The sequence below is a fragment of the Mycobacteroides salmoniphilum genome (assembly GCF_004924335.1).
GTDB classification, from domain to species: domain Bacteria; phylum Actinomycetota; class Actinomycetes; order Mycobacteriales; family Mycobacteriaceae; genus Mycobacterium; species Mycobacterium salmoniphilum.
This window is the reverse complement of the sequence record NZ_CP024633.1, coordinates 1477434-1503784: the sequence shown is the minus strand read 5'-3', so window position 1 is coordinate 1503784 and position 26351 is coordinate 1477434. Positions and strand designations below refer to the sequence as shown.

Sequence of the window (26351 nt, the reverse complement as noted above, 5' to 3'; positions counted from 1 at the left end):
ATCAGCTCACCAGCCTCGCCGAGATAACCAACGCGAGTACACACAGCGCCGCGAACCAGACCACTGCGCGGAACCACCACCGGCGCCATAGCCACAGCGAAAATCCCAGCGCGACCGCCACAATCACGAAGCCGATCGCACCCGAGGGCACCGAAATCGCTGTCGATCCACCCGCGCCGGCATAGTCGGCGACGCGCAGCAGCCACCACAGTTCCGGGCCACAGAACCGCACCAGCAGACCTGCGGTCTGCGGTGAGATCACGGCAAGCCCCGCGGCCGCCGTACCCAGGATGGTGATGGGCGCGATGACGACGCCCGCGACCATGTTCGCGGCCACAGATGCCAGGCTGACGCTTCCGGAGATCGCGGCGATCAGCGGCGCGGTGACCACCTGCGCCGCCACCGCGATGCATAGCGCATCGGCCAATGGTTTGGGCCAGCCCCGGGCGGTCAGGCGCACCGACCAGCGCGGCGCCAACACCACCAGGGCCGCCGTGGCGACCACCGACAACGCAAACCCGATGTCCACGGCAAGACCCGGTGATATGGCGAGCAGCACCAAAGCCGTTGCCGCCAAGGCCGGTACTGCCTGCCGACGCCGCGCTGTCAGCACACCAAGTAGCCCGATCGCACCCATCGCCGCCGCTCTCAACACGCTCGGTGAGGGCCTGACGAGGATGACGAAACCGATCAGAACGAGCCCCGCCAACATCACCGAGGCCCGTAGGCCGATCAATCGCCCCAGCAACAATACGGCCCCACACACGATGGACACGTTGGCCCCCGACACCGCCATCAAGTGGGTAAGTCCCGATGTTCGAAACATCGCGATGGTGCCCTCATCGAGCGCGCTGGTATCCCCCAACACCAGTGCCGGCAGCAGCGCGGCTTGGTCGGCAGGCAGCGCACTTCGCGCGACCTCGACAAATCGATCACGAATGCTATTGGCGGCACCATGAATTGGCGAGTGGCCGATGACCGTGGGTTCTCCTACGGCGGCGAGCGTGACGACGGTCAGATCATGCCGCGCGGAACGGGTGACCACCGCGCGCAGCTGGAGGGTGTCGCCGACCGCGACGGCGCCCAGTAGCGACGATGACCCGAAGACGACGACCGAGCCGGCACTCGGCTGTGCGGGATCGCCCATCGCGACAAGGTCGGCGCGTGCCATCGCGCGCCCTCCGCTGATCGATCGCGGGTCATCCGTGACCCGCAGCTGCACCGCAACAACGTGTCCCACGCGGGAGCGCAAGGGATGACTCTGCACCCCGTCGCGTCGCATCGTCGCGGCAACCGAAAATCCAACACCGGCGATGAGGACGACGAGCGCCGCGGTGACGAAGGCCTTGCTCAGCCGGCGACGAAACAGGTGCACGCCCAGTGCTCCGAGGGCCAACACCGCGGCCAGGAAATAGCCTATGGGCCACAGGATTCCCGCGGCGGTAGCGGCCCAGGCGGCAAGCGCGGGAGGTACCAGCCGCAGATCCAGAAGAGACTCATCGGCGCGGACCGCATTCACGAAATAGGCGTGAGTCACAACACGACAAGGGCGCGCAGCTTGTCCAGCCGCGCGGGACCGAACCCGTCGACCTCCGAGAGCTGATCGATGCTGGTGAACTTGCCATGTTCAGAGCGCCACCGCACAATCGACGCCGCCATGACCGGCCCCACACCGGGCAGCGTATCCAGCTCGGATTCGGTTGCCGTGTTGAGGTTTATCCGCCCCGGCGGTACCGGCCCCCTGGAGCCGCCACTCGCGGAAGGTGGCTGCCCGGCGGCGATAATCGAGCTCGTCATCCCTACCGGCTGTCCGGGCGCCGGAGCCAGGCCAACCACTATCTGATCACCGTCGACAACCGGCCGAGCCATGTTGAGCGTCACCACATCGGCGCCGTCGACCGCACCCCCAGCCGCTGTCACCGCATCGGCGACTCGCGCACCGCTGGACAACGTGACCAGGCCCGGTCGCTTCACCAGGCCGGCCACACTGATGACCAGGGAACTCGGCGCAGACACCGAGCTCGAGGAAACCGGTTGCACCGGAGGAAGATGTGCACTCACTGGGGGTGGCGGCTGACGCATCACGGTGAAGATGGTGACCAGTACTGCCAGCATGCCAATGGCACCCAGAGCGACCATCCCGGCACGACCGGGGTCGGTGCGGACGGACTCGAGCCACCCCCGCGCACTGCCCGGCGTCAGTGAATCCGGGAGCCAACGCAACGCAGAATCCGGCTCTACACCGGCCGCCCCCGCGACATCGACGTCGTCGTCATCGTCGTCAGCCGCGCGCCCGGGCGGCGCAAGGCGTCGGTGCAGCAGCTCGGGTTCCATATCCCGACGCTAGAAAGCGCCAGACCATCCGGCCAGAGGCGAAGGGGGATCTGTGGATCAATACCAAGGCTGTGGAGAACTCCGAACGCCCCTACCTCACTCCACGGGTTCGGCGCATACCCCGACAGCACCAGGACCCACGTGCACTGCCAGCACCGGCCCCATCTCCGAGATCACCGGATCATGAGCGGTATTCAGCCGCGAGCACACCAGCTCGTTGACCTTCTCGGCGGTTTCGGTGTTGTCCACGTGGTGGATTGTCACCGAGACGCGACGCTCCCCCACGAAGTCGACGATGTTGTCGACCATCGCCCCGATCGCCTTGGTGGCGGTGCGGACACGCTGCGCGAGAACCAGCTTTCCGTCATCGTCGATCTGCAGCACCGGCTTGAGGGCCAGCGCGGTGCCGAGCCAGGACGAGGTGGCACTGATACGTCCGCTGCGCCTCAGGTGATCCAATTTGTGCACCACCATGACACATCGACTGCGCCCCACCGCATCCCGCGCAGCCTGGTACGCCGCATTCAGGTCGGCACCGGCGGCCGCGGCCCGGGCCGCGGCCAGCGCGACGAAACCGCTACCCATCGCGGCCGACCGTGAATCAACGACATGCAGCCGATCGCCGTACTCACGGGCCGCCTGTTCGGCGGCTTCGAACGTGCTCGACAATCTGCCGGACAGATGGACTGCGACCACGCCATCGCCGCCGCTGTCGATCAGGGCCTGCCGATACACCTCGGTCAGCTCGGCCGGCGACGCGCCCGCAGTAGTGGCACGACCCTTCTCGTACACCGAGGCGGGGATGGGATCCACGCCGTCACGCAGGTCCAGATCGCCGGTCAAGACATGCAACGGCACTAGCCGGATACCCAGCATCTCGGCGTCTTGCGGTTGCAGTCGCGCCCCTGAATCTGTCACCACCACAACCGGCATGGGTCACCGAACCCCGAGCTCGGGCAGCACGGTCCGCAGTGCGTTGATCATCAATTCGGCAACGCGCTCATGCGCAACAAAGTTCCAGTGGATTCCGTCCGGATTCCCCCGGCCCGCGAAGATCTCCTCGCCGACGGCTTCCTTCAGGTCAACCACCGGCATCTTGTGTTCCGATGCCCAGCTCTGGATGGCGGACGCGGTGGCCTCCCGGCCCGAGTGCACGCGGCCATACGACTCGGCGATGTGCACCGACGGCAATGAGGCGATCATGGGCAGCCCGGGACGGTTGAAATCCAGTGCCCCGCGAGTCTTTTCAAGGTATTCCACGGTGAGCGTGGGGGGCAGCGCCACTCGCGCAATGGGTGAAAGCCGGGGCTGCAACCAACCGTACCCGTCGCGGATCCAGCTGCGCAGTCTCGGCGGACGAATCAGCCTGATCGACTCCCGCAAGGCCGTCGGAAGGGGCGACGGCAGTGAATCCATCCCACTTGTCGCGAAGATGACGGCCCCGGCGTGCGGTACCGCTGCCCATGCCCGCGGGTCCTGGATCGCCGCCCACCACACGTCCCGGCAGGTCCAGCCAATTCGGGCGATCAGTTCGACATCCCAACCGAGATGCTGCCCAACGATATTGGGCCAGATCCTGGGATCGTCGGCGGGCAGACCCCCGGTTGGTCCGTAGTAGGACAACGAGTCGGCAAAGATCAGCAGCTTCTTACGCTCTGAGCCTCCCTCAGAGGACGTCATTGGTCACCTGTGCCGAGGCGTTCCAGACATCCAGGCGCCACCGGATGCCGTCGAATCCGGCGCCGTCCGCCGAATGTCCGCCCAGCTGGACCCAGCTCGCATTGCCCATCCCGCCGAGCACCGGCCAGTTGCTGACATCCAGCCGCAGCAGTGCGGCGGTCAGCGCGGCGATCAGACCGCCATGGGCAACAAGGACCACCGGGTGATCGCGCTCGTCGGTTCCCCATTCCGTCACCGAGTCAACGAGTTCGGCGACGAGGGGCAGACTGCGATTGGCGACATCGATGCGGCTCTCTCCGCCGTGCGGCGCCAACGTCGCATCATCGCGCCACTCGGCGCGGGCACCTGGGGCAATAGCGTCGACCTCGTGGTGGGTCAACCCCTGCCAATCGCCCAGATGTGTTTCCCGCAGCCGCTCATCGACCGACACCTCGACATGGCAGCGATCCGCCAGCGCCGTCGCGGTGTCATACGCCCGCTGCAGATCCGAGGACACGATCGCCAGTGGCAGCCGCTTGGCCAGCACCTCGGCGGCCGCGACCGCCTGCGCCCGGCCCAGATCGGACAGCCCGGTGTCCAGCTGTCCCTGCATCCGGCTGTCGGCGTTGAAGGTCGTCTGCCCATGCCGCAGCAGCACCAACCGACGGATCATGCGCCGTCCTCCGTCTCGGCCGGGGCCTCGGCCGGCAACGCGTCCAGATCCACGGGGATGGTCGGGCAGTCACGCCAAAGCCGTTCCAGCGCATAGTAATTACGCTCGTCCTCATGCTGGACGTGTACAACCACATCCACATAGTCCAGGAGCGTCCAGCGGCCCTCGCGGCCGCCTTCGCGGCGCACCGGCTTCTGACCGCGCCGGCGCAGCTGCTCTTCCACCTCGTCGACGATCGCGTTCACCTGACGCTCATTAGAGGCCGAGGCGATCACGAAACAGTCGGTGATGACCAGCTGTTCGGAGACGTCGATAACGACGACATCGGTGGCGAGCTTGGCTGCGGCGGCCTGTGCGGCCAGCGTCGCAAGCTCGACGGCATCTGTGGTAGCGGTCATGCGGCGTCCCCTCGGTTCTGACTGTAAAGCTGATGTTTAGCGACGTACTGCACGACCCCGTCCGGTACCAGGTACCAAATCGGCCGTGCCTGGCCTGCCCGAATCCGGCAGTCGGTCGACGAGATGGCGAGCGCGGGCACTTCGACGAGCGAGAGCCCGTCGGGAGGCAGCTCGGCATGGGCGATGTGATCGGAACTCAGTTCGTATCCGGGTCGGCTGACCCCTATGAACTTGGCCAAGGTGAACAGCTGCTCCCAGTTCTCCCACGACAGGATCGATGCCAGCGCGTCTGCGCCGGTGATGAAGTACAGGTCCGCGTCGGGATGCGCGTCTCGGAGGTCGATGAGGGTATCGACGGTGTAGGTCGCGCCGCCACGGTCGATATCGGCCCGGCTGACGGTGAACCGCGGATTTGATGCGGTCGCGATGACGGTCATCAGATACCGATGCTCGGCGGCGCTGACCTTGCGCCCCTGCTTCTGCCACGGCTCTCCCGTCGGCACGAAGACGACCTCGTCGAGTTCAAACCGGTCGGCGACCTCGCTGGCGGCAACCAAGTGACCGTGATGGATGGGGTCGAACGTCCCGCCCATCACGCCAAGTCGGCGGCGCGGCGATGAGCCGCTTGCGCGAAGAGCGTCGGGGACAGATTGCACGAATTGCCAGCTTACTGGAGTGCTGACCGGCGCTAGACGGGCAGCAGGTTGTCGATCACGGTGGCCAGCTGCTTGGCCGATCGGCATTCGTGCATGGTGATGGCGTCCTGGTACCGCGTGGCGGCCGAATCACCGGTTCCCCAGTGGTTCTTGGGTTCGGGATTGAGCCAGTGAGCGTGGCGGCTGGAGGACACCATCGAGGAGAGCACCTCGACGGCAGGATTGCGGTAGTTGGTGCGTCCGTCACCCAGGATGAGCAGCGCACTGCGCGGGGAAAGAACCGTCGGGAACTTCTCGATAAACGTCTTGAAGGCGTGCCCGTAGTCGCTGTGTCCGTCGCCGGTGAACACCTCTGCCTCCCGGGTGATCCGCACGATGGCCTCGGCCAGGTCGGTGTCGGGCGTGAACAGGTGGGTCACCTCGTCGGTGGTGTCGATGAACGCGAAGACACGCACCCGCGAGAACTGCTGACGCAGTGCATGCACCAGCAGCAGCGTGAAATGCGAGAACCCGGCCACCGATCCCGACACATCGCAGAGCACCACCAGTTCGGGGCGGGCCGGACGGGGCTTCTTCTGCACAACGTCGATGGGCACGCCGCCGGTGGACATGGACTTGCGCAGTGTGCGGCGCAGATCAATCTGACCGGTGTGGGCCCGGCGGCGCCGGGCGGCCAGACGGCTGGCCAACATCCGCGCCAACGGGTGCACCACCTGGCGCATGTTGCGCAGCTGCTCCCCCGAAGCGCGCAGGAACTCCACATTCTCGGCCAATTGCGGCACCCCGTACGCGGTCACTCGTTCCCGCCCCAGCTGCTCGGCGGTGCGGCGTTTTGTCTCTGCCTCGACCAGCTGGCGCACCTTCGAGATGCGCTGTTTGGCAATAGCTTTCGCGACGGCCTGGTCCGTTGGTGACGCTGGGGAATCGGAGTCGCCACTGCCGAGCAGGCCCATCAGCAGTTTGGCCTCAATTTGGTCCAGAGACAGCGATTTCATGGCCTGGTAGGCCGAGTAGGAGGTTCCGCGGGTGGAGTTGTACTTCCCGTACGCCTCCACGATCTGAGCGATCAACGAATTCAGTGGCAGGTCGCCGGCGTCGGAGGCCAGCAGGTCGATCAGCTGCTCACGCACCTGCTCGATATCGTCGATATCAAGGGCCGCCGATTCGTCGGAATCATCGACGAAACGAGCGCCCAGCGCGGGCGGGAACCATAGGTCGAACAGCACATCGAAGGTGGGCCGATGATCGGCGCGGCGCAAAACCGCGCAGGCCAGACCTTCACGGAGTTCGGTGCGGCTCTGCAGTCCCAGCACCATCATCACTCGGCCCGCGTCCACCGTCTCCGATGGACCCACCGAGATGCCTTGTTCGCGTAGCGCTTCCACGAAACCCACCAGATGACCCGGCAGACCGTGCGGCGCCAGGGGCAGCGACGGCTTGGGAGGCTTACGCGCGGGCATTAGTTCAGCCTCAGCTCTCCCGCGGCCCGCTGCTGGTCAGAGTGATGTTTGAGAATCACGCCGAGCGTCGAGGCGATGACGGCGTCGTCAAGGGTGTCCAGGCCGAGCGCCAGAATGGTGCGCCCCCAGTCGATGGTCTCGGCCACCGAGGGAACCTTCTTGAGCTGCATGTTGCGCAGCACTCCGATGATGCGCACCAGCTCCTCCGCGAGCGCGGCAGGCAGCTCCGGCACCCGTTTGAGCAGAATGCGTCGTTCCAGCTCGGCATCGGGGAAATCGATGTGCAGGAACAGGCAGCGGCGCTTGAGCGCCTCGGAGAGCTCACGGGTGGCGTTGGAGGTCAGGAGAACGAACGGCTTGCGGGTGGCCTGGATGGTGCCCAACTCGGGGACGGTGACCGCGAAATCACTGAGCACCTCCAGCAGCAGGCCCTCGATCTCGATATCGGCCTTATCGGTCTCGTCGATGAGCAGAACCGTGGGTTCCTCGCGGCGGATCGCGGTGAGCAGTGGCCGCGACAGCAGGAATTCCTCGGCGAAAACATCGGTCTTGGTCTCGTCCCAGTTGCCCGACCCGGCCTGGATACGCAAGATCTGCTTGGCGTGGTTCCACTCGTAGAGTGCGCGTGCCTCGTCGACGCCTTCATAGCACTGCAGACGCACCAGGCCTGAGCCCGTGGTTTGCGCCACCGCCCTGGCCAATTCGGTCTTACCGACGCCCGCGGGCCCTTCCACCAGGAGCGGCTTGCCCAGCCGGTCGGCAAGAAATACCGCCGTCGCCGTGGCGGTGTCCGCGAGGTATCCGGTCTCGGCCAGCCGGGCGATGACGTCGTCGATGCTCGTGAACATCGGCGCGGTCTCGGTTCGGTCCTGCGATGAGCCGCTTGCGCGAAGAGAGTCAGACACGGTGCTCCAGGTGTTAGGCGGGACGGATCTGACCGTCTCCGAAGACGATCCACTTGGTTGTGGTCAGTTCGGGCAGCCCCATGGGGCCGCGGGCGTGCAGCTTCTGTGTCGAGATGCCGATTTCCGCGCCGAAGCCGAACTGCTCGCCGTCGGTGAACGCGGTGGAGGCGTTGACCATCACGGCCGCGCTGTCGACACGATCGGTGAATTCCTGGGCCGCACCGAGATTCGCGGTAACGATGGCATCGGTGTGTCCACTGGAGTACTGCTCGATGTGGCGAACCGCGGCGTCGAGGTCGTCGACGACTGCGGCCGCGATATCCAACGATAGGTATTCGGTGCCGAAGTCCGCCTCGGTCAGCGGAACGACGCCCGGCACTGTCAGATCGCCGTGCACGGTGACCCCGGCGGCCTGCAGCGCGCCGATCAGTCGCGGCACCGCGACCTCCGCGATATCACGGTCTATGAGGAGCGTCTCCGCGGCATTGCACACGCTCGGGCGACGTGTCTTGGAGTTCAACAGGATCCGCTCGGCCAGCTCGAGGTCGGCATCGGCATGCACGTACACATGGCAATTGCCGACCCCGGTTTCAATGGTGGGCACCTGCGCGTCGCGGACCACGGCGTCGATGAGACCGGCCCCGCCGCGCGGAATCACGACGTCGACCAGGCCGCGCGCCTGGATGAGATGGGTCACCGTCACCCGGTCCTGGCTGTCGAGCAGTTGCACGGCATCGGCGGGCAGCCCGCTGGCGACCAGCGATTCACGCAGCACCCGCACGAGTTCGGTGTTGGAGGTTGCGGCCGAAGAGCTGCCGCGCAGCAGCACCGCGTTGCCCGACTTAAGAGTCAATCCGAAAGCATCGACCGTGACGTTCGGTCGCCCCTCGTACACCATGCCGACCACCCCGAGCGGCACCCTGATCTGACGCAGCCGCAGTCCGTTGGGCCGGGTGGAGCCACGCAGTACCTCGCCGACGGGGTCCGGCAGACCAGCGACCTGGCGTAGCCCGTCGGCGATACCGGCGATCCGGCGCTCGTCCAGAGCGAGTCGATCGAGCATGGCCACCCCGATACCGGCGTCCCGAGCTCGCTGCAGGTCATCGGCGTTGGCGGTGATGACCGAATCGGTGGCGGCGACAATCGCATCGGCCGCCGCACGAAGCGCGATGTTCTTCGTGTCCGCGGTCAGCCGGGCCAGATCGCGGGCAGCGACCCGCGCCCGCCGGGCGGCATCATGAACGTCCGCGCGCAGATCCGCGGCGACACCGGAGACGTCCGCCGTGGGTGCGGCCAACTCGTTGGTTGAAACGCTCATCGTGTCAGGGTATCCGGGTGCCCGAAATGTAGCTGCGCCAGGACTAGCCTAGGCGGGTGACCGAGTTAGCCACAGTATGTGTCCTCGGCAGCGTCAACATGGATCTGACGTTGCGGGTGGAGGAGCTGCCCACGCCAGGTGCGACGGTGCTGGCGACATCGGCCCTGCCCGCTCCCGGAGGCAAGGGCGCCAATCAGGCCGTCGCCGCAGCGCGTGCCGGCGCCTCGGTCCAGTTCATCGGAGCGGTGGGGTCCGACGGCGCCGCACCCATGCTGCGATCTCACTTGGCAGATAACAACATTGGTATCGACGGGCTGGTCGAGGTGGACGGCCCCAGCGGAATGGCCGCCATCACCGTGGAGGATTCCGGCGAGAACTCCATCGTGGTGGCCCCCGGGGCCAACAGTGCCTTCACTTTGGACGAGAAGGTGCACAAAGACATCATCTGTTCGCACGACGTGTTGCTGTGTCAATTGGAGATCCCGGTTCCGATCGCTCTGACGGCGGCGCGGTGGGCCGCCGCCGCCGGTAAGCAATTCATACTCAATGCTTCCCCGATACCCGAGCGCTCACCCGATCTGGCGGAGCTGGCCTTTCGCGCGAGCGTGGTCGTCGTCAACGAGACCGAGGCGAGATCCTGGCTGTACCCGTCGCGGCACCTGGTGACCACACTGGGCGACGAGGGATCGCGTTACCGCAGCCCTCAAGGCGAGATCACGGTTCCGTCGTATCCGGTGCGGCCAATCGACACCACCGGTGCCGGTGACGTGTTCGCCGGTGTGCTGGCGGCGTGGTGGCCCCACGGAGCCGAGACCGCCCTGCGCCGGGCGAATGTGGCCGGCGCGCTCGCCACACTGCGCACCGGCGCCGGGAACTGTGCTCCGTCGGCGGCCAGGATCGAGCTATCGCTCAAGGGGGCCTGAAATCAGCGGACGGTCAGCACCGGGTTGCAGTACCGCCAGGCGTCGCGTTCGTAGGTCAGGTACCAATCGGACGTGGTGGTCTTGGGCGAGTCGTTACCCCACACCAACGACGTGGTCACCGTCGCCGTCGCGTTCTTGGCCTCGATGACATTGACCTTGTCGATGTTGGTCACCGTCAGATGCGCGTTCTCGCGCACTACCTGCACCGACGCCTGCCGGAAAGCGGCGGCGTCCTTGCGTTTGGCGGCGTCGAGTAGCTGATCGAGAGTTTCTTGAGCGAACTTGGGAAACTTGGCGTACAGATCCTTGGTCTTGGTGAAATCGTCCCACGTCGGGATCCGCGACTCGTTGTTCGCCATTTCGCGGTCGCGATACTTATCGCAGGTCAGGTCGCCGATTTTGTTGGTGTCGACGTCGTTGTATGCCTTTTCCCAGGCCCGGACATGTTCTGACACCGCGTCGCGGTTGGGCGCCGCACCCGCGGCGGGGGCCCCGAGCGTGGCCAGCATGGCAACCGCCGCGATGACTACAAGCGTTCGCTTCACGGTTCCCTCCCCTGGTTGGCAGTACTTCATCACGGTATCGCCGCAGGACACCGGGTCCGTTACGTTCGGGCTAGGACCCGCCAGTCGGCGGCGCGCAGTCCAGCCACTTTCCGTCTTCCTTGACGTACTTGACGGTCTGCTTCTCCTCAGAGGGCGTCTTGTTTCCCGACGTGGTGGTGATCGTGATATCCGCGGTGGCCTGGTCACCCTTGATTTCGATGTTCTGGACATCGGTGACCTTGACGGTGATGAGCGATTTCAGCAGATTGCGCATCGCCGTCTGGTACGCCTGCTCGTCCTGCGCGACAAGACTGTCGACCACCGCATTGATGACATCTTGCGGCACCGTGGGGAACTTTTGAGCCAGCAACCCACGCAACGCATCCCCGGCGCCAGGCACCGTGGCGATCTCGGGCGGCGCGATTTCGCTCATCGGCGGGATGGGCGGTCCGCTCTGTGCGGTGGCATCCCGGTACTTGGCGCACTTGGTCTCGGCCAGCTTCGCGAAGTCAAAGCTCGAGGTGTACGTGTTCTGCTTCTCGATCAGGGCCTTGATCTGATTCTCGTCGCGCGTCGTGGCGAGCGCCTCAGCATTCGGCTGACCGTCCCCCGCCACGGTTTGCGTGCAACCCACCCCACCGAACAGCAGCGCCCCCAGCAGCACCACTCCGGCCCATCTCCGGCAAACCATGACAACCCTCGCTCGTATTGACCACTCGTCTCCGAGCTAATTTCTATCAGTCCAGATCAGCTCGTGCACCCTGACCGAGCAAACCTACCAGCCAACGGGCGTGCGGAGATCGCGCTCGTGACGCCGCGATCAGCCCCGAAATCTATGAGCCCTCGGCGCCGGTGAGGGCCTCCAGCAGCGGCTCATCGTTGCCGATCGCTGTTTCGGTTTGCGTGGCTTCGGGTGTGCAGTCCTTCCAGGCCCCGTCCTCGCGCACGAACTTCCTCGGCTCGTTGCCACGCCCGCCGGTATTGCGGAACGCGATGGTCGCGTTGGCCGTATCGCCGTTCACCGTCACCTTGGTGACCTTGAAGGTCAGGTGCGCGAAAGTCTCCACCCAGAACCGGTGCCACGCCGACGACAATGCCTGCTGGTCTTGGTTGTCCACCGCGGTCACGAAGTCCTCAACGGCTGCGTGTGACGCCAGGGGAAACACCTCGCGAACCTTCGCGCGCAGCTTCTTCAGGTTCGCGCCCTCCAAACGGCTGACCTCGGGTGGGGAGAACGATTGCCCCCAATCCGATTCGATCTTGTCCCGAACGTTGCCGCAGAAGAACGACGCGTATTGCACCGCGTCCACAGCCTGCAGCGCCGACAGCCGTCCAGCGGTGACATCCCGGATCTCGGCCTCATCTGCCGCGGTGGCGCTTGCGACAGCAGTCTGCGCAACCAGCCCGATGGCCACGAAAAGCGTTGCCAACCAAGCGAAGACATTTTTTGACATGGTCATTCTCCTTCGATCCAGTTGTTTCCCGTCACTATCCCGCTGCACGCACATCGCCGATCTCACCGAGAAGTCCCTGGGACGCTTCACCCTTTAGGGAGGGTGCCGCGGAATCGGGTGTGACCGGTGGAGCCGTGCAGTCCGTCCAGTCGCCGCTCTCGCGAAGGAACTGCCATGGGACGGTGCCCGATGCCTTGCCCAGTGTGGCCTGGACCGTCACCTCGGCCTGGTCGCCGGTGACGTGCACCTGCCGCACCCGATATGAGTAGTGGGAGAACTCTTCCCGCAGAATCCCGCGCCACGCCTGGTGATACGCCTCCCGATCACCTTCGGTGGCAGCATCGACGAAAGCCTGGATCGCGGCATCCGACACTGTGGGGAAGTTCTTGCGCAGCACCGAAGTCAGTCTCTTCGGATTGGCCCCCTCAAGATCCTCGACGGGCGGCGGCGTGATGTTCCGCTGCACCCACGCCTGGTACGCATCGCGGTACTCGGCACAGAAGTTCTGGGCGTAGGCAGTGGGATCGAGCGCCCGCAGTGCGGTCAGCTCGGCGGCAACCACCTGCCGGATCTGGCTTTCGTCGGTCGATGTCGCTGCGGCGACGGCGGACGATGTCACCGCGCCCAGCGCAATCACCACCGCACTCATGACCCCGGTCAACCGCCCTGCCATCGGTACCCCTCCGTGCCTGACCAGCGCACAGCACACGCCGCGTCGAAATTGGGGGACCTACCCCAAGCTGTGAACCAGCTGTCAATTTCTATCAGGCGCCGATGCGATGCGCCACTCTTTCGAGTAAGGCGCGAAACGCTCAGGTGACGAGGTCGTCGGCATGCACCGCAGGGCGCCGCAGGTCCTCGGGAAGCTCACTGGTGGAACGGCCCAGCATGGTTGCCAGCTCGGCGGCGTCATAGGCCACCACGCCGCGACCGACCATCGCGCCATCGGCATCGCGAAGTTCGACCACATCGCCACCGTGGAAGCGCCCGGACACCTCGGTAATTCCGGCGGGCAACAAGGAACGGCGCGATGCCACCACCGCGCGCACGGCACCCGCGTCAAGGCTCAGCGCACCCGTCGCCTCCGCTGCATAACGCACCCAGAACTTGCGGGCCGACATGCGTTGCGGTCGCGCGGCAAACACAGTTCCGCAGGATCCGTCCCCCAGCGCCGCCTCTGCCTCGGTCGCCGAGGCCAGCAGCACCGGGACACCGGCGTCCGCGGCCAACAGGGCCGAAGAGAGTTTCGACGCCATTCCCCCGGTGCCGCGGGAACCACCCGGTCCGGCGATCACACCGCCCAGATCCTCCGGTCCACTTACCTCGGAAATGAAGCGCGCATTTCCCTTTCGGGGGTCAGAGTCGTACAGCCCGTCGATGTCGGAGAGCAATACCAATGCATCGGCACCCACGAGATGAGCGACAAGCGCCGACAGTCGGTCGTTGTCCCCGAAGCGGATCTCGTTGGTGGCCACGGTGTCGTTCTCGTTCACCACGGCCACCGCATGCAATGCCCGGAGCTTTTCGAGTGTGCGCTGCGCGTTGGTGTGATGCACGCGCATGGAGATGTCGTGGGCAGTCAACAGCACCTGGCCCACGGTGCGCTGATAACGCGCGAAGGCCGCGCTCCAGGCACTGATGAGCGCAACCTGGCCCGCACTGGCCGCCGCCTGCTTGGTCGCTAAATCCGTGGGGCGCTTGGTCAATCCGAGCGGAACCATGCCGGCCGCGATCGCTCCCGAGGACACGATCACCACATCGGACCCGGCCTTCATCCGGCCCTCGATGGCCTCGACGAGGTACTCCATCCGGTCGGCACTGAATGTTCCGGTCGCGTCCGTGAGGGCAGCGGTACCGACCTTCACCACGACGGTGCGTGCCGCCTGAATTGCTTGGCGTGCCCGCACACCCGTGGTCACTCCGGCTCCACCTGCCCACGGCGCACCCGCCGGGCCTGGCGACGCTCGGACGCGCCCACTCGATCGATCTTGTCGATGCGTGAATCGGTGCCGCGCCCACTGAGAGTCACGTCGACACCCGCCGGGGTCTGCGGCTCCCAATCGAAGGTCATAGCGCCGATGGTGACCGCGCAGCCGGGCTGTGCCCCCAGCTTGAGCAGCTGATCTTCGACACCCAGGCGCGCCAGCCGGTCGCCGAGATAGCCCACGGCCTCGTCGTTTTCGAAGTTGGTCTGGCGAATCCAGCGTTCGGGACGCACTCCGCGCACCACGAATCCGCCGGGGTTCTCCGGGTCGGGGATCACGGTGAAGCCACTCTCGTCGACCGGGACAGGCCGGATCACCGCACGGGTCTTCACCTGTGTGGGCTGCGCGGCGCGGGCCGCCGTGATCATCTCCCACAGCGCGAAGGTCAACGGCCGTAACCCATCCCGAGTCAGCGTGGATACCTGGAAGACCGGCCAGCCGCGTTTGGAGACCTCTTCGGTGACGAAGTCGGCAAGTTCGGCGGCCTCAGGCACGTCCACCTTGTTCAGCACCACCGCGCGAGGCCGGTCGGCCAGATCACCCAACACAGAATCAGCTTGCAACGTCGGTTGATACCGCGCCAACTCATTTTCCAGGGCGTCGATATCGGACACTGGGTCGCGGCCGGGTTCCAGCGTCGCGCAGTCAACAACGTGAACCAGCACCGCGCAGCGCTCGATATGCCGCAGGAACTCCAGACCCAGCCCGCGCCCATCGGCCGCGCCAGGGATCAGGCCGGGGACATCGGCCATCACAAAGGAGTGCTCTCCGGTGGTCACCACGCCCAGGTTGGGCACCAATGTCGTGAACGGATAGTCGGCGATCTTCGGCTTTGCGGCCGAAAGCACCGAGACCAGAGACGATTTACCCGCCGACGGGAAACCAACCAGCCCAACATCGGCGACGGTTTTCAGTTCGAGGGTGAGGTCTGCTTCTGCTCCGTCCTCACCGAGCAAGGCGAATCCGGGGGCCTTGCGGGCACGCGACGCCAACGCGGCGTTGCCCAGTCCGCCCCTGCCACCGGCGGCCGCGTCGAAACGCGTACCGGCGCCGACCAAGTCGGCAAGGATCCGGCCGTCATCGTCGAGCACGACGGTGCCGTCGGGCACCCGGAGAATCAGGTCGTCGCCGTTGGCGCCGCTGCGATGCCCACCCATACCCTGCGTGCCGTTGGGTGCCTGCACGTGCGGATGGAAGTGGAAGTCCAGCAGGGTATGCACCTGCGGATCCACTTCGAGAATCACACTGCCGCCACGACCACCGTTGCCGCCGTCAGGGCCGCCGAGCGGTTTGAACTTCTCGCGATGCACCGAAGCGCAGCCATGACCGCCGGTACCTGCCCTGGCATGGATGACAACACGGTCAACAAAACGAGGCATTAAGCCTCCTTCACACTGTTCTGTGCTCGGTCATACCGAACACAGAACACCAATTAAGCGTCGACCGGGAGAATATTGACGACCCGGCGACCACGGCGAGCGCCGAACTCGACGGTGCCCGCGGAGGTCGCGAACAGGGTGTCGTCGCCGCCACGCCCGACGTTCACGCCCGGGTGGAAATGAGTGCCGCGCTGACGGACCAGGATCTCGCCGGCCTTGACGAGCTGGCCACCGAACCGCTTGACGCCGAGCCGCTGGGCGTTGGAGTCACGACCGTTGCGCGAGCTAGACGCGCCCTTCTTGTGTGCCATGAGTCAAATCCTCTACTTGATCCCGGTGACCTTGAGCACGGTCAACGGCTGACGGTGACCCTGCCGCTTGTGGTAGCCGGTCTTGTTCTTGAACTTGTGGATACGGATCTTCGGGCCCTTGGTGTGCTCGAGGATTTCCCCGGTCACTGCCACCTTGGCCAGCTTGTCTGCGTCAGTGGTGACGGTAGCGCCGTCCACGACCAGAGCGACGGGCAGCTGCACCGAGGAGCCGGGCTCCGATTCGATCTTCTCGACCTTCAACACGTCACCGACGGCAACTTTGTACTGCTTGCCACCGGTCTTGACGATTGCGTACGTCGCCATCGTTGCGCTACCTCTGCTCTGCTCTTCGGACGCGCGCAACCAGGTCGGCTGACGCATCTGGATCGTGGGTGGGCCCGCTCAGTTCTTCCACTAGGCCGCGTGTCGCAGGCCGGAAGCCTCGTGACAACTGCTCAAGGCTACGTGACCAGCGGGCTAAGGGTCAAACCGGCTCGCGGCTCGGCCCGATTCACACCCTGCCGGGGTGTGATCGGAACTACACTCCCCTCAGCGCGCCTGGCCCGCCGCTGCTTAATCGTATCGATTGGCCGGCGATCAGCTCCTCTCAGCGCGGAGGTAACGGCTAGTGCGAACGATTCGGTGCTATCTCTCGGCCAGCGTGATGACCTTGCTGCCGGCGTTCGGCATGATCGCCGCACCCCCCTCCGCGGCCGACTGTGTGAACGCCAACGGAACCACCTTGTGCGCGCAGGGTGATGTCCGCGGCGGCGGGAGCACAACATCCTCGACGCCATACGTTCCGTACCCCTGCGAGAACGACTGGTACTGCGACAACTGGGAAATGGACGTCATCCTCGGATCCGATCACGATTCGCGGCCACCGCCTACCGTCAATCCGTCACCGCCACCCGATTTTGGACGTCCGGGCCGTCCAGGTGGCGGAGGCGGCATCGTCGGCCCACGATGATCAATGCCGTTCCAGCAGTGATGAATTCGACTACAGAGGAGTCATGATGACAGCTTGGGCCACTCCCAGGATGGCCGCTGGACTGTTCGGTGTCGCCGCCGCGCTGACACTGAACGGAGCCGTCACGGCCGCCGCCGATCCACCGCCCAACTGCACGGCCGCAGATCTAGCGGGTGTCGCGACGGGCGTCTCCGCTGCCACTTCGACGTACCTGTTCACGCATCCGGACGTGAACGACTTCTTTACGAGTCTCAAGGGCCGGCCCAAAGACCAGGTACGCGAGAAGGCCCGGCACTATCTCGATGAGAATCCCCAGGTAAAGGCCGATCTACAGGAGATCCGCCAACCACTTGGGGATTTCCGGGAACGCTGCAACTAACAGCGGCCTACTGGTCGACCGGAGGCCCCGCGGCCCGCGCGGCCGAACGCCTCCGCCGAGGTCGTGTCGGCGCCTTAGCAGCCGGTTCGGGATCGGCCACCGGCGCCGCAGGCTCGTCTGAACCTTCGGCGGCAACCTCGGGCACGTTGTCGGCCTCGATCTCCGGTGTGACGTCACTGTCGGCGGGCTCGGGTTCAGCGTGCGAAGTGTCCGGAGTCTCCACGCTCTGGACAATCTCGTCGACCTCGTCGATCACGTCGTTGTCCAGCACGTCCTCGGCCGCGTCGCCGTCTTCCCCGTCTTCATCGTGGCCGTTCGCGGCCGCCATCGCCCTGAACATCGGGTGCTCACCCTGCGGGTGCGGTGGGGTGCGGACGACCACCACTTCGGGCTCATCCGCCTTGCCCTTGCGCGAACGCTTGGTACGGCGACCGGTTTCGGCCTTCTTGGTTCCCCCGGCTGCCGCGCCGGCGTTATCGACGGGATCGACATGCAGCACGATGCCCCGGCCTGCGCAATGGGCGCAGGTTGACGAGAACGCCTCAATCAAGCCCGTACCGAGCTTCTTGCGAGTCAGCTGCACCAGCCCCAGCGAGGTCACCTCGGATACCTGATGGCGCGTGCGATCGCGTCCCAATGCCTCCGTGAGGCGCCGCAGCACCAGGTCCCGGTTGGATTCGAGCACCATGTCGATGAAGTCGATGACGATGATTCCGCCGACGTCGCGCAGGCGCAACTGCCGGACGGTTTCCTCGGCTGCTTCCAGGTTGTTGCGGGTGACCGTCTCCTCCAGGTTGCCGCCGGCACCGGTGAACTTTCCGGTGTTGACGTCGACAACCGTCATGGCCTCGGTGCGATCGATGACGAGGGTGCCGCCGGAGGGCAGCCACACCTTGCGGTCGAGTGCTTTGGCCAACTGCTCATCGATGCGATGCACCGCGAAGATGTCGGGACCGTCAGTGGGCTCATACCGATTGATGCGCGAAAGAAGATCGGGGGCAACGCTCTTCACATAGTCGTCGATGGTGCCCCAGGCCACGTCACCCTCGATGATGAGCTTGGAGAAGTCCTCGTTGAATAGGTCACGAACCACCTTGACCAGCACATCGGGCTCCTCATAGAGCGCCATGGCGGCACCGGATGCCTTGGAGGTGAGGTCGGTGGAACGCTGCTCAATGTCCTGCCACTGCTCCTGCAGCCGCTGCACATCGGCGCGAATGTCCTCTTCTCGCACGCCTTCTGATGCGGTGCGAATGATGACGCCCGCGTCCGAGGGGACGATATCGCGCAGAATCTCCTTGAGACGCTGCCGCTCGGTGTCGGGGAGCTTGCGGCTGATTCCGGTCGACGACGCACCCGGCACGTACACCAGATAGCGACCCGCCAGCGAGATCTGCGTGGTCAGTCGGGCACCCTTATGACCCACCGGGTCCTTGCTGACCTGGACCAGGACGTAGTCGCCCGACTTGAGTGCCTGCTCGATCTTGCGGTTGGAACCGCCGAGACCGGCGGCCTCCCAGTTGACCTCACCGGCATACAGCACACCGTTGCGACCACGACCGATGTCGACGAAGGCGGCCTCCATCGAGGGCAGCACGTTCTGCACGACGCCGAGGTAGATGTTGCCCACCAGCGACGCGGACGCGGCCGACGTCACGAAATGCTCGACCAGGACACCGTCCTCCAGGACGGCGATCTGCGTATACCGGGCGCCCTCGTGCGGCGGCTCTGTACGGGTCTTGTCCCGAACCACCATCACCCGGTCGACGGCCTCACGCCGGGCCAAGAACTCGGCCTCGGTCAGGATCGGCGGGCGGCGCCGTCCGGCATCGCGTCCGTCCCGGCGGCGCTGACGCTTGGCCTCCAGGCGGGTAGATCCGGAAATACCCTGAATCTCGTCGCCACGCTCAGCGCGCTCGGCACGCGGTTTGCGCTCGTGCACAACGGTGTTCGGCGGATCATCTTCCGACGCGCTATCACCATCGTCACCACTTCCGGCCTTGCGCCGGCGGCGACGGCGGCGACGGCGGCTGGCGCCCTCGGGCGTGTCGCCATCCTCAGCGTTCGACTCGTCACCCTCCGCAGCGGCGGAGTCAGCATCGGCGCCCTCGGCAGCATCCTCACCATCGGCGGCCTCGCCACCCTCGGTATCGGATTCCTCCCCATCGGCGCCCGCCTGCTCGCCGCGACCGCGTCCGCGACCACGACGTCCCCGTCGCCGGCGACGCGCCGCGGGACGGTCACCGTCATCCTCTGCGTCTGAATCGTCCCCGTCACCGGAGTCCTCATCGGGGTCCTCGGTGCTGTCCGTCACGACGGGCGCGGGGCGTTCCTGCGGCTCGGGCGCCTGTGGCGCCACGAAGAGCGGGCCATAGTCAAAGGCAGTGGGTCCCGAGGTCTCCGGCGTCGGCACCGCGGCAGCCTCGAAGATGGTCGGCTCCGCGATAAGGATCGGCCCGGTCGGCGGGGCGTCGGGATCCTCGGTCGGGCTCTCGGCGACTACCTTCGCGGGCTCCTCGGTGATGACCGGGGCCGGGTCCTGACTCGCTGCCGGGGTGGCGGGTTCCTCCTCACCGGCCAGCACCTCGCGTACCTTCGCGGCGTCCTGCTTGTCGACATTCGAGTGGGGGCTGCGCGCGCGCCCATCCAGCTTCGACAGCGCGTCGAGGACGCGGCGGGTAGAGGTCCCGAGGACACGTGCGAGGCTGTGCACCCTCAGCTTCTCGGGTAGTTCTCCCTGCTCAGCAGGAACTTGCGGGGTGTCCGGCGCTAGCGCGGCGGGGTCCCCTTCCGGAGTGCTGGTGTGTAGGTCTTCTGGTAGCTCATAGTCGGCCACTTATTCTCCTCAAGCCCCCGGGCGCGTCCTTCGGACGCGGCCACGCGAGGGCTTTCTCTCTATGTACCCGGGTATGTCCGGGTTTGTGGTGGTCTTGCTCCGGGCGATCCGTCGCTGCGATGCCGCAGTTCCGAACCCACCCAGTGCCTGGCTGGAATGATGGCTTGACGTGCTGCAATGGTAATCGCGCTCGCCGTGTCGTCATTCGGGTTTCCGGCCGGCCCCTATTGGGGTCGAAGTGCCGTGGCCCACACTCAGTATCCCATACGAATCAGATGGTGGGCACCAAGGACGTGAACCCGCGCGATCCGCGGGGCCACAAAACCAAGCGAGTGTGCGCTTTACGTCGAGATTTCCTGGGAAACCGACGCAAACCGCACACTCGCGATTTCGGATCAGGTGGATGGGGTCAGAGCGCCGGGAACCAGAGCGCGATCTCGCGCGCGGCTGACTCGGGTGAGTCGGATCCGTGCACCAGGTTCTCCTGGGTTTCCAGGGCGAAATCACCGCGAATGCTCCCGGTCGCGGCCTTCTCTACGGGATCGGTGCCGCCGGCGAGCTGGCGGAAGGCGGCGATGGCACGCGGCCCCTCCAGCACGGCCGCCACCACGGGCCCCGAGGTGATGAATTCCAGTAGTGAGCCGAAGAACGGCTTTTCCTTGTGCTCGGCATAGTGCGCACTTGCGAGCGACTCGTCGACATTCTTGAGCTCAAGGGCGGCCAGCGTCAGGCCCTTGCGCTCAATACGGTTCAGCACCTCACCGACAAGTCCCCGCTGCACACCATCGGGCTTGATCAAAACCAACGTCCGCTCAGTCACGGGCGACAGCCTACTGGTCGGTAGTACGCCCCTGCTGACCCGGCAGCTCACCGCGGCCCTGACGGTCACGGACCTGGTTGCGCATGTACCAGATCAGCAACCAGACGCCGAGAAACAACAACCCGACGAAGCCGATCGCGGCGTTCACGAAGAATCCCGCCACCAGGACCACCTGGAGTGCCAGGTTGGCCTGGAGAGCCCACGGCCTGCCCTGCATTCCGGTGAGCAGGACCATCGCCACGGCGACGCCGACGAGGTACGTCAGCGATAACGGCGAGAGCCCGCCGCCCACCATCTTCACCACCGGGATGGCCAGCAGCACCACGATCGTCTCCAGGATGAGCGTGCCCGCCATCACCCCGCGAAAACTGCGCCAGGGATCCACCGGCGCCGGCTGGGTTTCGTCCTCCGGACTGCTCACTGCGGGTCCTTTCCGAACAGCGTCCGTGCGGCACCCGCGGTGACGACCGATCCGGTGATCACGATGCCGGTACCCGAGAAACCTTCCGCTCCCCCATCTTCGGCGGCCTCCTCCACCATGGCCGTGGCGGTTTCGATGGCGTCGAGCAGAGTGGGTGCGACGACGACACGGTCCTCGCCGAAGAGCTCGAGGGCGATGGCCGCCAGTGCGTCCGTCTCCAATGCGCGGGGCGAACCGTTGTGCGTCACCACGATCTCGTCGAATGCGGGCTCGAGCGCGGCGAGAATTCCGGCGACATCCTTGTCGGCCATCACACTGATAACACCGACCAGACGCCGGAAGTCGAACTCTGATTGCAGGGTGTCCGCCAACGCGGCGGCGCCATGGGGGTTGTGGGCGGCGTCCAGGAAGACGGCGGGAGCGCTGCGCACGCGCTCAAGCCGTCCGGGGACGATCACCGAGGCGAATCCCGTTCGTATCGCGTCGATATCGAGCTGACGATCGGCGCCCGCACCGAAGAACGCCTCCACCGCGGCCAGCGCGACCGCCGCGTTATGGGCCTGATGCTCACCGTGCAGGGGCAGGAATATCTCCGAGTACACCCCGCCCAGACCCTGCAGCTCGAGCACCTGGCCGCCGACCGCTATCTGACGGGACAGCACCGAGAACTCCGAACCTTCCCGCGCCACGGCCGCATCCGCTTCCACGGTTTGGCTCAGCAGCACCTCCATCACCTCGGGTGCCTGCTGGGCGATGACGGCCACCGTATCGGGGCCCGCCTCACCAGTCATCTCATCAAGCTTGTGCCGCTTGATGATTCCTGCCTTTTCGTTGGCAATGGATGCGAGATCCGAACCCAGGAAATCGACGTGATCGATGCCGATCGGGGTGATCACGGCGACCGGGGCGTCGACGATGTTGGTGGCATCCCAACGCCCGCCCAGCCCGACCTCCACCACGGCGATATCGACGGGTGCGTCCGCGAACGACACGAAGGCCATGGCGACCAGCACCTCGAACTTGCTCATCGCGGGCCCGCCCTGCTCCTGCGACCGCTTGTCCACCAATTCCACGAACGGTTCGATCTCGGAGTAGATCTCCACGTACTTCGCCGGCGAGATCGGTTCACCGTCAATGGCGATGCGTTCGACCGCCGACTGCAGGTGCGGGCTGGTGGTACGGCCGGTGCGCCGGTGCAGTGCCGTCAACAGCGCGTCGATCATCCGTGTCACCGAGGTCTTGCCGTTGGTACCGGCGACATGGATACACGGATACGCCCGCTGGGGCGAGCCCAGTAATTCCATCAGCGCGACGATGCGGTCGGTCGACGGTTCGATCTTCGTTTCTGGCCAACGCTGATCGAGCAGATACTCGATCTGCAACAGGGCCGCGATCTCGTCGGGCGAGGGTTCCGGAACCAATGACTCGCTCACGCCAGCGCCGCCAAACGGGCGGTGATCCGCTCGACCTCCTCGGAGGCCACCTGCTGGCGGGCCCGAATCTTGTCAACCACAGCATCAGGTGCCTTCGCCAAGAACGCGTCGTTGCCCAGTTTACTTGCGGTTCCGTCGAGTTCCTTGCGCGCGGCGGCAAGATCCTTCTCCAGCCGCCGGCGCTCTGCGTCAAGGTCGACAGTGCCGGAGGTGTCGACCTCGACGGTGACGGTGCCACCGGACAACCGCACCTCCACCGAGGCCGTCGGGCTGAAACCGTCCTCGGCCGGGGTCAGCCAGGCCAGCGATGTCACAGCGGCCAGCTGTCCATCCAGACCGGCCTCGGAGACACCGGCCAGGCGGGCCGCGACCTTCTGCCGATCGCCCAGACCCTGATCGCTGCGGAACCGCCTCACCTCGGTCACCAGCTTCTGCATATCGGCAATGCGCTGGACGGCAACGTCATAGGCGCTGTCCAGGATGGCAGCGGAGCCTGTCGGCCAGGCCGCGATCACCACCGACTCCTGACCGGTGACCGTCTTCCACAGCACCTCGGTGACAAACGGGATCACCGGATGCAACAGCCGCAGCAAGGTGTCCAGCACCGTCGCCAGCACAATGCGGGTGCCCTCGGCGCGGTCGCTCATCTGAACCTTCGCCAATTCCAGGTACCAATCACAGAACTCGTCCCATGCGAAGTGATACAGCGCCTCACAGGCGACGCTGAATTCGTAACGATCCAACGCGGCATCCACCTCGGCCCGCACCTGCTCGAGGCGGCCCAAGATCCACCGGTCGGCATCGGTGAGGTCGTCGGCGGCAGGCAGTTCACCCACGACCGCACCGTTCATCAGGGCGAACCGCGTGGCGTTGAACAGCTTTGTGGTGAAGTTGCGCGAGGCGCGCGCGGCGTCCTCGCCAACGGATAGATCACCGCCCGGGCTGGCGCCCCGGGCCAGGGTGAAGCGCAGCGCGTCGGCGCCGAAACCTTCCACCCAATCCAGTGGATCGATGCCGTTGCCCTTGGACTTGCTCATCTTCTGACCGAATTGATCGCGAATCAGGCCGTGCAGGAAGACGTTCTCGAAAGGCACCTTGCCTTTCCTTGAGCCCCCCTCTAGCGCGGGATCGCCCGCCACGAAGGTGCCGAACATCATCATCCGCGCCACCCAGAAGAACAGGATGTCGTACCCGGTAACGAGAACGCTTGTGGGATAGAACTTCTCCAGTTCCGGGGTGGCGTCGGGCCAACCCATGGTGGAAAACGGCCACAGCGCCGAGGAGAACCAGGTGTCGAGCACATCGGGGTCCTGCTCGTATCCCTCGGGGGCGGTCTCATCCGGCCCCAGACACACGATCTCGCCGTGCGGACCGTGCCAGATGGGGATGCGGTGGCCCCACCACAGCTGACGAGAGATACACCAGTCATGCATGTCATCAACCCAGGCGAACCACCGCGGCTCCAGGCTGGCCGGGTGAATCACGGTGTCGCCGTTACGGACCGCATCGCCGGCGGCCTTGGCCAGCGGCTCGACCTTGACCCACCATTGCATCGAAAGACGGGGCTCGATCGGCTCACCCGAGCGCTCCGAGTGTCCGACGCTGTGCAGGTAGGGGCGCTTCTCGGCGACAATGCGTCCCTGCCCGGCCAGCGCCTCACGCACCTTCACCCGCGCCTCGAACCGGTCCATCCCGTCGAATTGCGTTCCGCTGTCCGCGATCCTGCCGTGAGTGTCCATGATGGTGGGCATCGGCAGGCTGTGCCGCAGACCGATCTCGAAGTCATTCGGGTCGTGAGCGGGAGTGACCTTGACAGCTCCGGTGCCGAATTCGGGGTCGACATGGGTGTCCGCGATGACCGGTATCGACCGGTCCTGGAACGGGTGCGCCAGTTCGGTGCCCACGAGATGCCGGTAGCGCTCGTCATCGGGATGTACCGCGATGGCGGTGTCACCCAGCATCGTTTCCAGACGGGTGGTCGCGACCACCAGGTGCGGCTGGTTGTCGTCCAGGGAGCCGTACCGGAAGGAGACGAGCTCGCCCTCGATCTCCTTGTGGTTGACCTCGATATCGGACAATGCCGTTTGCAGCTCTGGCGACCAGTTGACCAGCCGTTCGGCACGGTAGATCAGCCCGGCGTCGAACAGCTTCTTGAAGATGGTGCGCACCGCGCGGGACAGACCCTCGTCCATGGTGAATCGGTCGCGGCTCCAGTCGACACCGTCGCCGAGGCGACGCATCTGCGCGCCGATGGTGCCGCCGGACTCGCGCTTCCAGTCCCACACCTTGTCGATGAACAGCTCGCGACCGAAGTCCTCTTTGGTCTTGCCGTCGACGGCAAGACGCTTTTCCACCACGCTCTGGGTGGCGATACCGGCGTGGTCCATACCCGGCAACCACAGCACCTCGTAGCCCTGCATGCGTTTGCGGCGCGTTAGCGCGTCCATGAGGGTGTGGTCGAGCGCGTGGCCCATGTGCAGGCTGCCGGTGACGTTCGGGGGCGGCAGCACAATCGAGTAGCCAGGCTTGCCGCTGGCGGGGTCGGCGGTGAAGTATCCGGCGTCCACCCAGCCCTGATAGAGATCCGCCTCTACCGCTCCCGGGTCCCATGAGGTGGGCAGGGAGCTGGCGGCGTTCGTGTCAGGGCTTTGGGTCACCCATCAGATTCTAGGGTTGCCGGTCCACGGCTTTTCACGCGCCGAGCGTGACGCCACCGCGCGATTGGGGGCTGCGCGCCACACCGAGGTCATATCCGTGGGACCGGACGGGCCCTTACGTGACGAAACCACCCGGTCCGTGAAGGCTCCGGGTGGTTTCGTCTGCTGCTGTGTGGCTACTTCTTGCCGCCGAGCAGCCCGCCGAGGATGCTGCCCAGGGCGTCGCTCCCACCCTTGCTGCCGAGCACGCTGCCCAGGATGCTGCCGAGCGGGTTGTTCCCGCCAGAGGCTGCCCCGCCGCCGACGGCGCTGCCAAGGATGTTGCCCAGAATGTCACCGATACCGCCGCCGCTGGCCGCGGGCGCCTCTGCGGGCGCGGCCTGCGCGCCACCGCCGGTGAGCTTCTTGGCGACGAAAGCCAGCACGATCGGAGCAAGGATCGGCAGCAGCTGCTTGATCAGGTCGCTGCTACCCGCGCCCGCCCCGGCCAGCTTCGCGGCGACATCGTCGGCGTTGTTGTCGCCGAACAGCGACGCGACGACCGCGCTGCCTGCGTTCTGATCGACGTCCTCAACGTTCACTCCGCCGTCGAGGAGGGTACTTGGGGCGCTGCTGACATTGGCCTGCAGATCAGCGGCCTTATCCGGGTCGTCGGCATTGGCCTGGAATCCGCCCACCAACAGCGGCACCACGGACTTGATCGCCTTGTCGGCGGTCTCGCTATCGACCCCAAGCTTCGCTGCGATCTGGTCGGTGGGAATCTCGTTGAGCAGCTCGTCGAGTGTGGCCATGGGTCTCCTCCTAGATAACTGGGGTTTGGTAAACCTTAGCCAAG

At 65.6% G+C, this 26351-nt stretch carries 27 protein-coding genes; 3 read left to right on the top strand and 24 right to left on the bottom strand.

What is annotated here, in order from left to right; all coding sequences use genetic code 11:
• Position 1: 1 nt before the first annotated feature.
• From DSM43276_RS07475 to DSM43276_RS07430, 10 genes are all read right to left on the bottom strand, one after another.
• A complete protein-coding gene (locus tag DSM43276_RS07475) occupies positions 2-1537 on the bottom strand; it encodes a ComEC/Rec2 family competence protein (protein ID WP_412458642.1) in 1536 nt (511 codons plus the stop codon).
• Positions 1534-2334 (bottom strand): ComEA family DNA-binding protein, encoded by an 801-nt coding sequence (locus DSM43276_RS07470; RefSeq protein WP_078328946.1) that lies wholly within the window; start codon positions 2332-2334, stop codon positions 1534-1536. Before DSM43276_RS07470 ends, DSM43276_RS07475 begins: the two co-directional genes overlap by 4 nt.
• A 96-nt stretch (positions 2335-2430) precedes the next feature.
• On the bottom strand, positions 2431-3267 hold the full coding sequence (locus tag DSM43276_RS07465) for a DegV family protein (protein WP_078325462.1): 837 nt from the start codon (positions 3265-3267) through the stop codon (positions 2431-2433).
• A gap of 3 nt (positions 3268-3270) precedes the next feature.
• Complete coding sequence (octT, locus tag DSM43276_RS07460) at positions 3271-4014, bottom strand: diglucosylglycerate octanoyltransferase (RefSeq protein WP_078328945.1); 744 nt, start codon at positions 4012-4014, stop codon at positions 3271-3273.
• Positions 4001-4666 (bottom strand): glucosyl-3-phosphoglycerate phosphatase, encoded by a 666-nt coding sequence (gene gpgP / locus DSM43276_RS07455; RefSeq protein ID WP_078328944.1) that lies wholly within the window; start codon positions 4664-4666, stop codon positions 4001-4003. The genes octT and gpgP overlap by 14 nt, the downstream gene beginning before the upstream one ends.
• Positions 4663-5064 (bottom strand): ribosome silencing factor, encoded by a 402-nt coding sequence (gene rsfS, locus DSM43276_RS07450; protein ID WP_078328943.1) that lies wholly within the window; start codon positions 5062-5064, stop codon positions 4663-4665. Before rsfS ends, gpgP begins: the two co-directional genes overlap by 4 nt.
• On the bottom strand, positions 5061-5720 hold the full coding sequence (gene nadD / locus DSM43276_RS07445) for a nicotinate-nucleotide adenylyltransferase (protein ID WP_167668334.1): 660 nt from the start codon (positions 5718-5720) through the stop codon (positions 5061-5063). Before nadD ends, rsfS begins: the two co-directional genes overlap by 4 nt.
• A gap of 32 nt (positions 5721-5752) precedes the next feature.
• Complete coding sequence (locus DSM43276_RS07440) at positions 5753-7180, bottom strand: vWA domain-containing protein (protein WP_078328942.1); 1428 nt, start codon at positions 7178-7180, stop codon at positions 5753-5755.
• A complete protein-coding gene (locus tag DSM43276_RS07435) occupies positions 7180-8028 on the bottom strand; it encodes an AAA family ATPase (protein ID WP_078325457.1) in 849 nt (282 codons plus the stop codon). Before DSM43276_RS07435 ends, DSM43276_RS07440 begins: the two co-directional genes overlap by 1 nt.
• A gap of 70 nt (positions 8029-8098) precedes the next feature.
• Positions 8099-9403: a glutamate-5-semialdehyde dehydrogenase gene (locus DSM43276_RS07430; protein ID WP_078328941.1), complete on the bottom strand. Its 1305-nt coding sequence runs from the start codon at positions 9401-9403 to the stop codon at positions 8099-8101.
• A gap of 56 nt (positions 9404-9459) precedes the next feature.
• On the opposite strand from DSM43276_RS07430, the gene DSM43276_RS07425 reads away from it, so the two are divergent.
• Positions 9460-10326: a ribokinase gene (locus DSM43276_RS07425; RefSeq protein WP_078328940.1), complete on the top strand. Its 867-nt coding sequence runs from the start codon at positions 9460-9462 to the stop codon at positions 10324-10326.
• Positions 10327-10328: 2 nt separating this feature from the next.
• Here DSM43276_RS07425 and DSM43276_RS07420 read toward each other — a convergent pair whose 3' ends face one another.
• The 8 genes from DSM43276_RS07420 to rplU form a co-directional block, all read right to left on the bottom strand.
• Positions 10329-10835, bottom strand: a complete 507-nt coding sequence (locus tag DSM43276_RS07420) for a hypothetical protein (RefSeq protein WP_234802986.1) — start codon at positions 10833-10835, stop codon at positions 10329-10331.
• A gap of 106 nt (positions 10836-10941) precedes the next feature.
• Complete coding sequence (locus DSM43276_RS07415; protein ID WP_078325610.1) at positions 10942-11535, bottom strand: hypothetical protein; 594 nt, start codon at positions 11533-11535, stop codon at positions 10942-10944.
• Between the two features lie 169 nt (positions 11536-11704).
• Positions 11705-12325, bottom strand: a complete 621-nt coding sequence (locus tag DSM43276_RS07410; protein WP_136629004.1) for a hypothetical protein — start codon at positions 12323-12325, stop codon at positions 11705-11707.
• A 34-nt stretch (positions 12326-12359) separates the two neighbouring features.
• On the bottom strand, positions 12360-12998 hold the full coding sequence (locus tag DSM43276_RS07405) for a hypothetical protein (protein WP_136629003.1): 639 nt from the start codon (positions 12996-12998) through the stop codon (positions 12360-12362).
• Positions 12999-13137: 139 nt separating this feature from the next.
• Positions 13138-14244 carry a glutamate 5-kinase gene (gene proB / locus DSM43276_RS07400; protein ID WP_078325452.1) on the bottom strand — a complete coding sequence of 369 codons (1107 nt, stop codon included), beginning with the start codon at positions 14242-14244 and terminating at the stop codon, positions 13138-13140.
• Positions 14241-15689: a GTPase ObgE gene (obgE, locus tag DSM43276_RS07395; RefSeq protein WP_078328937.1), complete on the bottom strand. Its 1449-nt coding sequence runs from the start codon at positions 15687-15689 to the stop codon at positions 14241-14243. The genes proB and obgE overlap by 4 nt, the downstream gene beginning before the upstream one ends.
• 53 nt (positions 15690-15742) lie before the next feature.
• Positions 15743-16000, bottom strand: a complete 258-nt coding sequence (rpmA, locus tag DSM43276_RS07390) for a 50S ribosomal protein L27 (protein WP_078298462.1) — start codon at positions 15998-16000, stop codon at positions 15743-15745.
• Between the two features lie 12 nt (positions 16001-16012).
• Complete coding sequence (gene rplU, locus DSM43276_RS07385) at positions 16013-16324, bottom strand: 50S ribosomal protein L21 (protein WP_078291167.1); 312 nt, start codon at positions 16322-16324, stop codon at positions 16013-16015.
• A gap of 304 nt (positions 16325-16628) precedes the next feature.
• Between rplU and DSM43276_RS23775 the strand changes: the two genes are divergently transcribed.
• Together DSM43276_RS23775 and DSM43276_RS07375 are read left to right on the top strand one after the other, a co-directional pair.
• Positions 16629-16970 carry a hypothetical protein gene (locus DSM43276_RS23775; protein WP_078328936.1) on the top strand — a complete coding sequence of 114 codons (342 nt, stop codon included), beginning with the start codon at positions 16629-16631 and terminating at the stop codon, positions 16968-16970.
• A 43-nt stretch (positions 16971-17013) separates the two neighbouring features.
• Positions 17014-17349, top strand: a complete 336-nt coding sequence (locus DSM43276_RS07375) for a heme-binding protein (protein ID WP_109556002.1) — start codon at positions 17014-17016, stop codon at positions 17347-17349.
• A 7-nt stretch (positions 17350-17356) separates the two neighbouring features.
• On the opposite strand, the gene DSM43276_RS07370 is transcribed toward DSM43276_RS07375, so the two are convergent.
• The 6 genes from DSM43276_RS07370 to DSM43276_RS07345 form a co-directional block, all read right to left on the bottom strand.
• Entirely contained in the window at positions 17357-20185 is a 2829-nt protein-coding gene (locus DSM43276_RS07370) for an Rne/Rng family ribonuclease (protein ID WP_078328935.1), read from the bottom strand.
• A gap of 409 nt (positions 20186-20594) precedes the next feature.
• A complete protein-coding gene (gene ndk / locus DSM43276_RS07365; protein ID WP_078328934.1) occupies positions 20595-21005 on the bottom strand; it encodes a nucleoside-diphosphate kinase in 411 nt (136 codons plus the stop codon).
• Between the two features lie 10 nt (positions 21006-21015).
• Positions 21016-21360: a DUF4233 domain-containing protein gene (locus DSM43276_RS07360; protein WP_234802984.1), complete on the bottom strand. Its 345-nt coding sequence runs from the start codon at positions 21358-21360 to the stop codon at positions 21016-21018.
• Positions 21361-21422: 62 nt separating this feature from the next.
• Positions 21423-22859 carry a bifunctional tetrahydrofolate synthase/dihydrofolate synthase gene (gene folC, locus DSM43276_RS07355; protein ID WP_078328932.1) on the bottom strand — a complete coding sequence of 479 codons (1437 nt, stop codon included), beginning with the start codon at positions 22857-22859 and terminating at the stop codon, positions 21423-21425.
• Complete coding sequence (locus DSM43276_RS07350) at positions 22856-25516, bottom strand: valine--tRNA ligase (protein WP_078328931.1); 2661 nt, start codon at positions 25514-25516, stop codon at positions 22856-22858. The genes folC and DSM43276_RS07350 overlap by 4 nt, the downstream gene beginning before the upstream one ends.
• 176 nt (positions 25517-25692) lie before the next feature.
• On the bottom strand, positions 25693-26307 hold the full coding sequence (locus tag DSM43276_RS07345; protein WP_078325445.1) for a DUF937 domain-containing protein: 615 nt from the start codon (positions 26305-26307) through the stop codon (positions 25693-25695).
• Positions 26308-26351 lie beyond the last annotated feature (44 nt).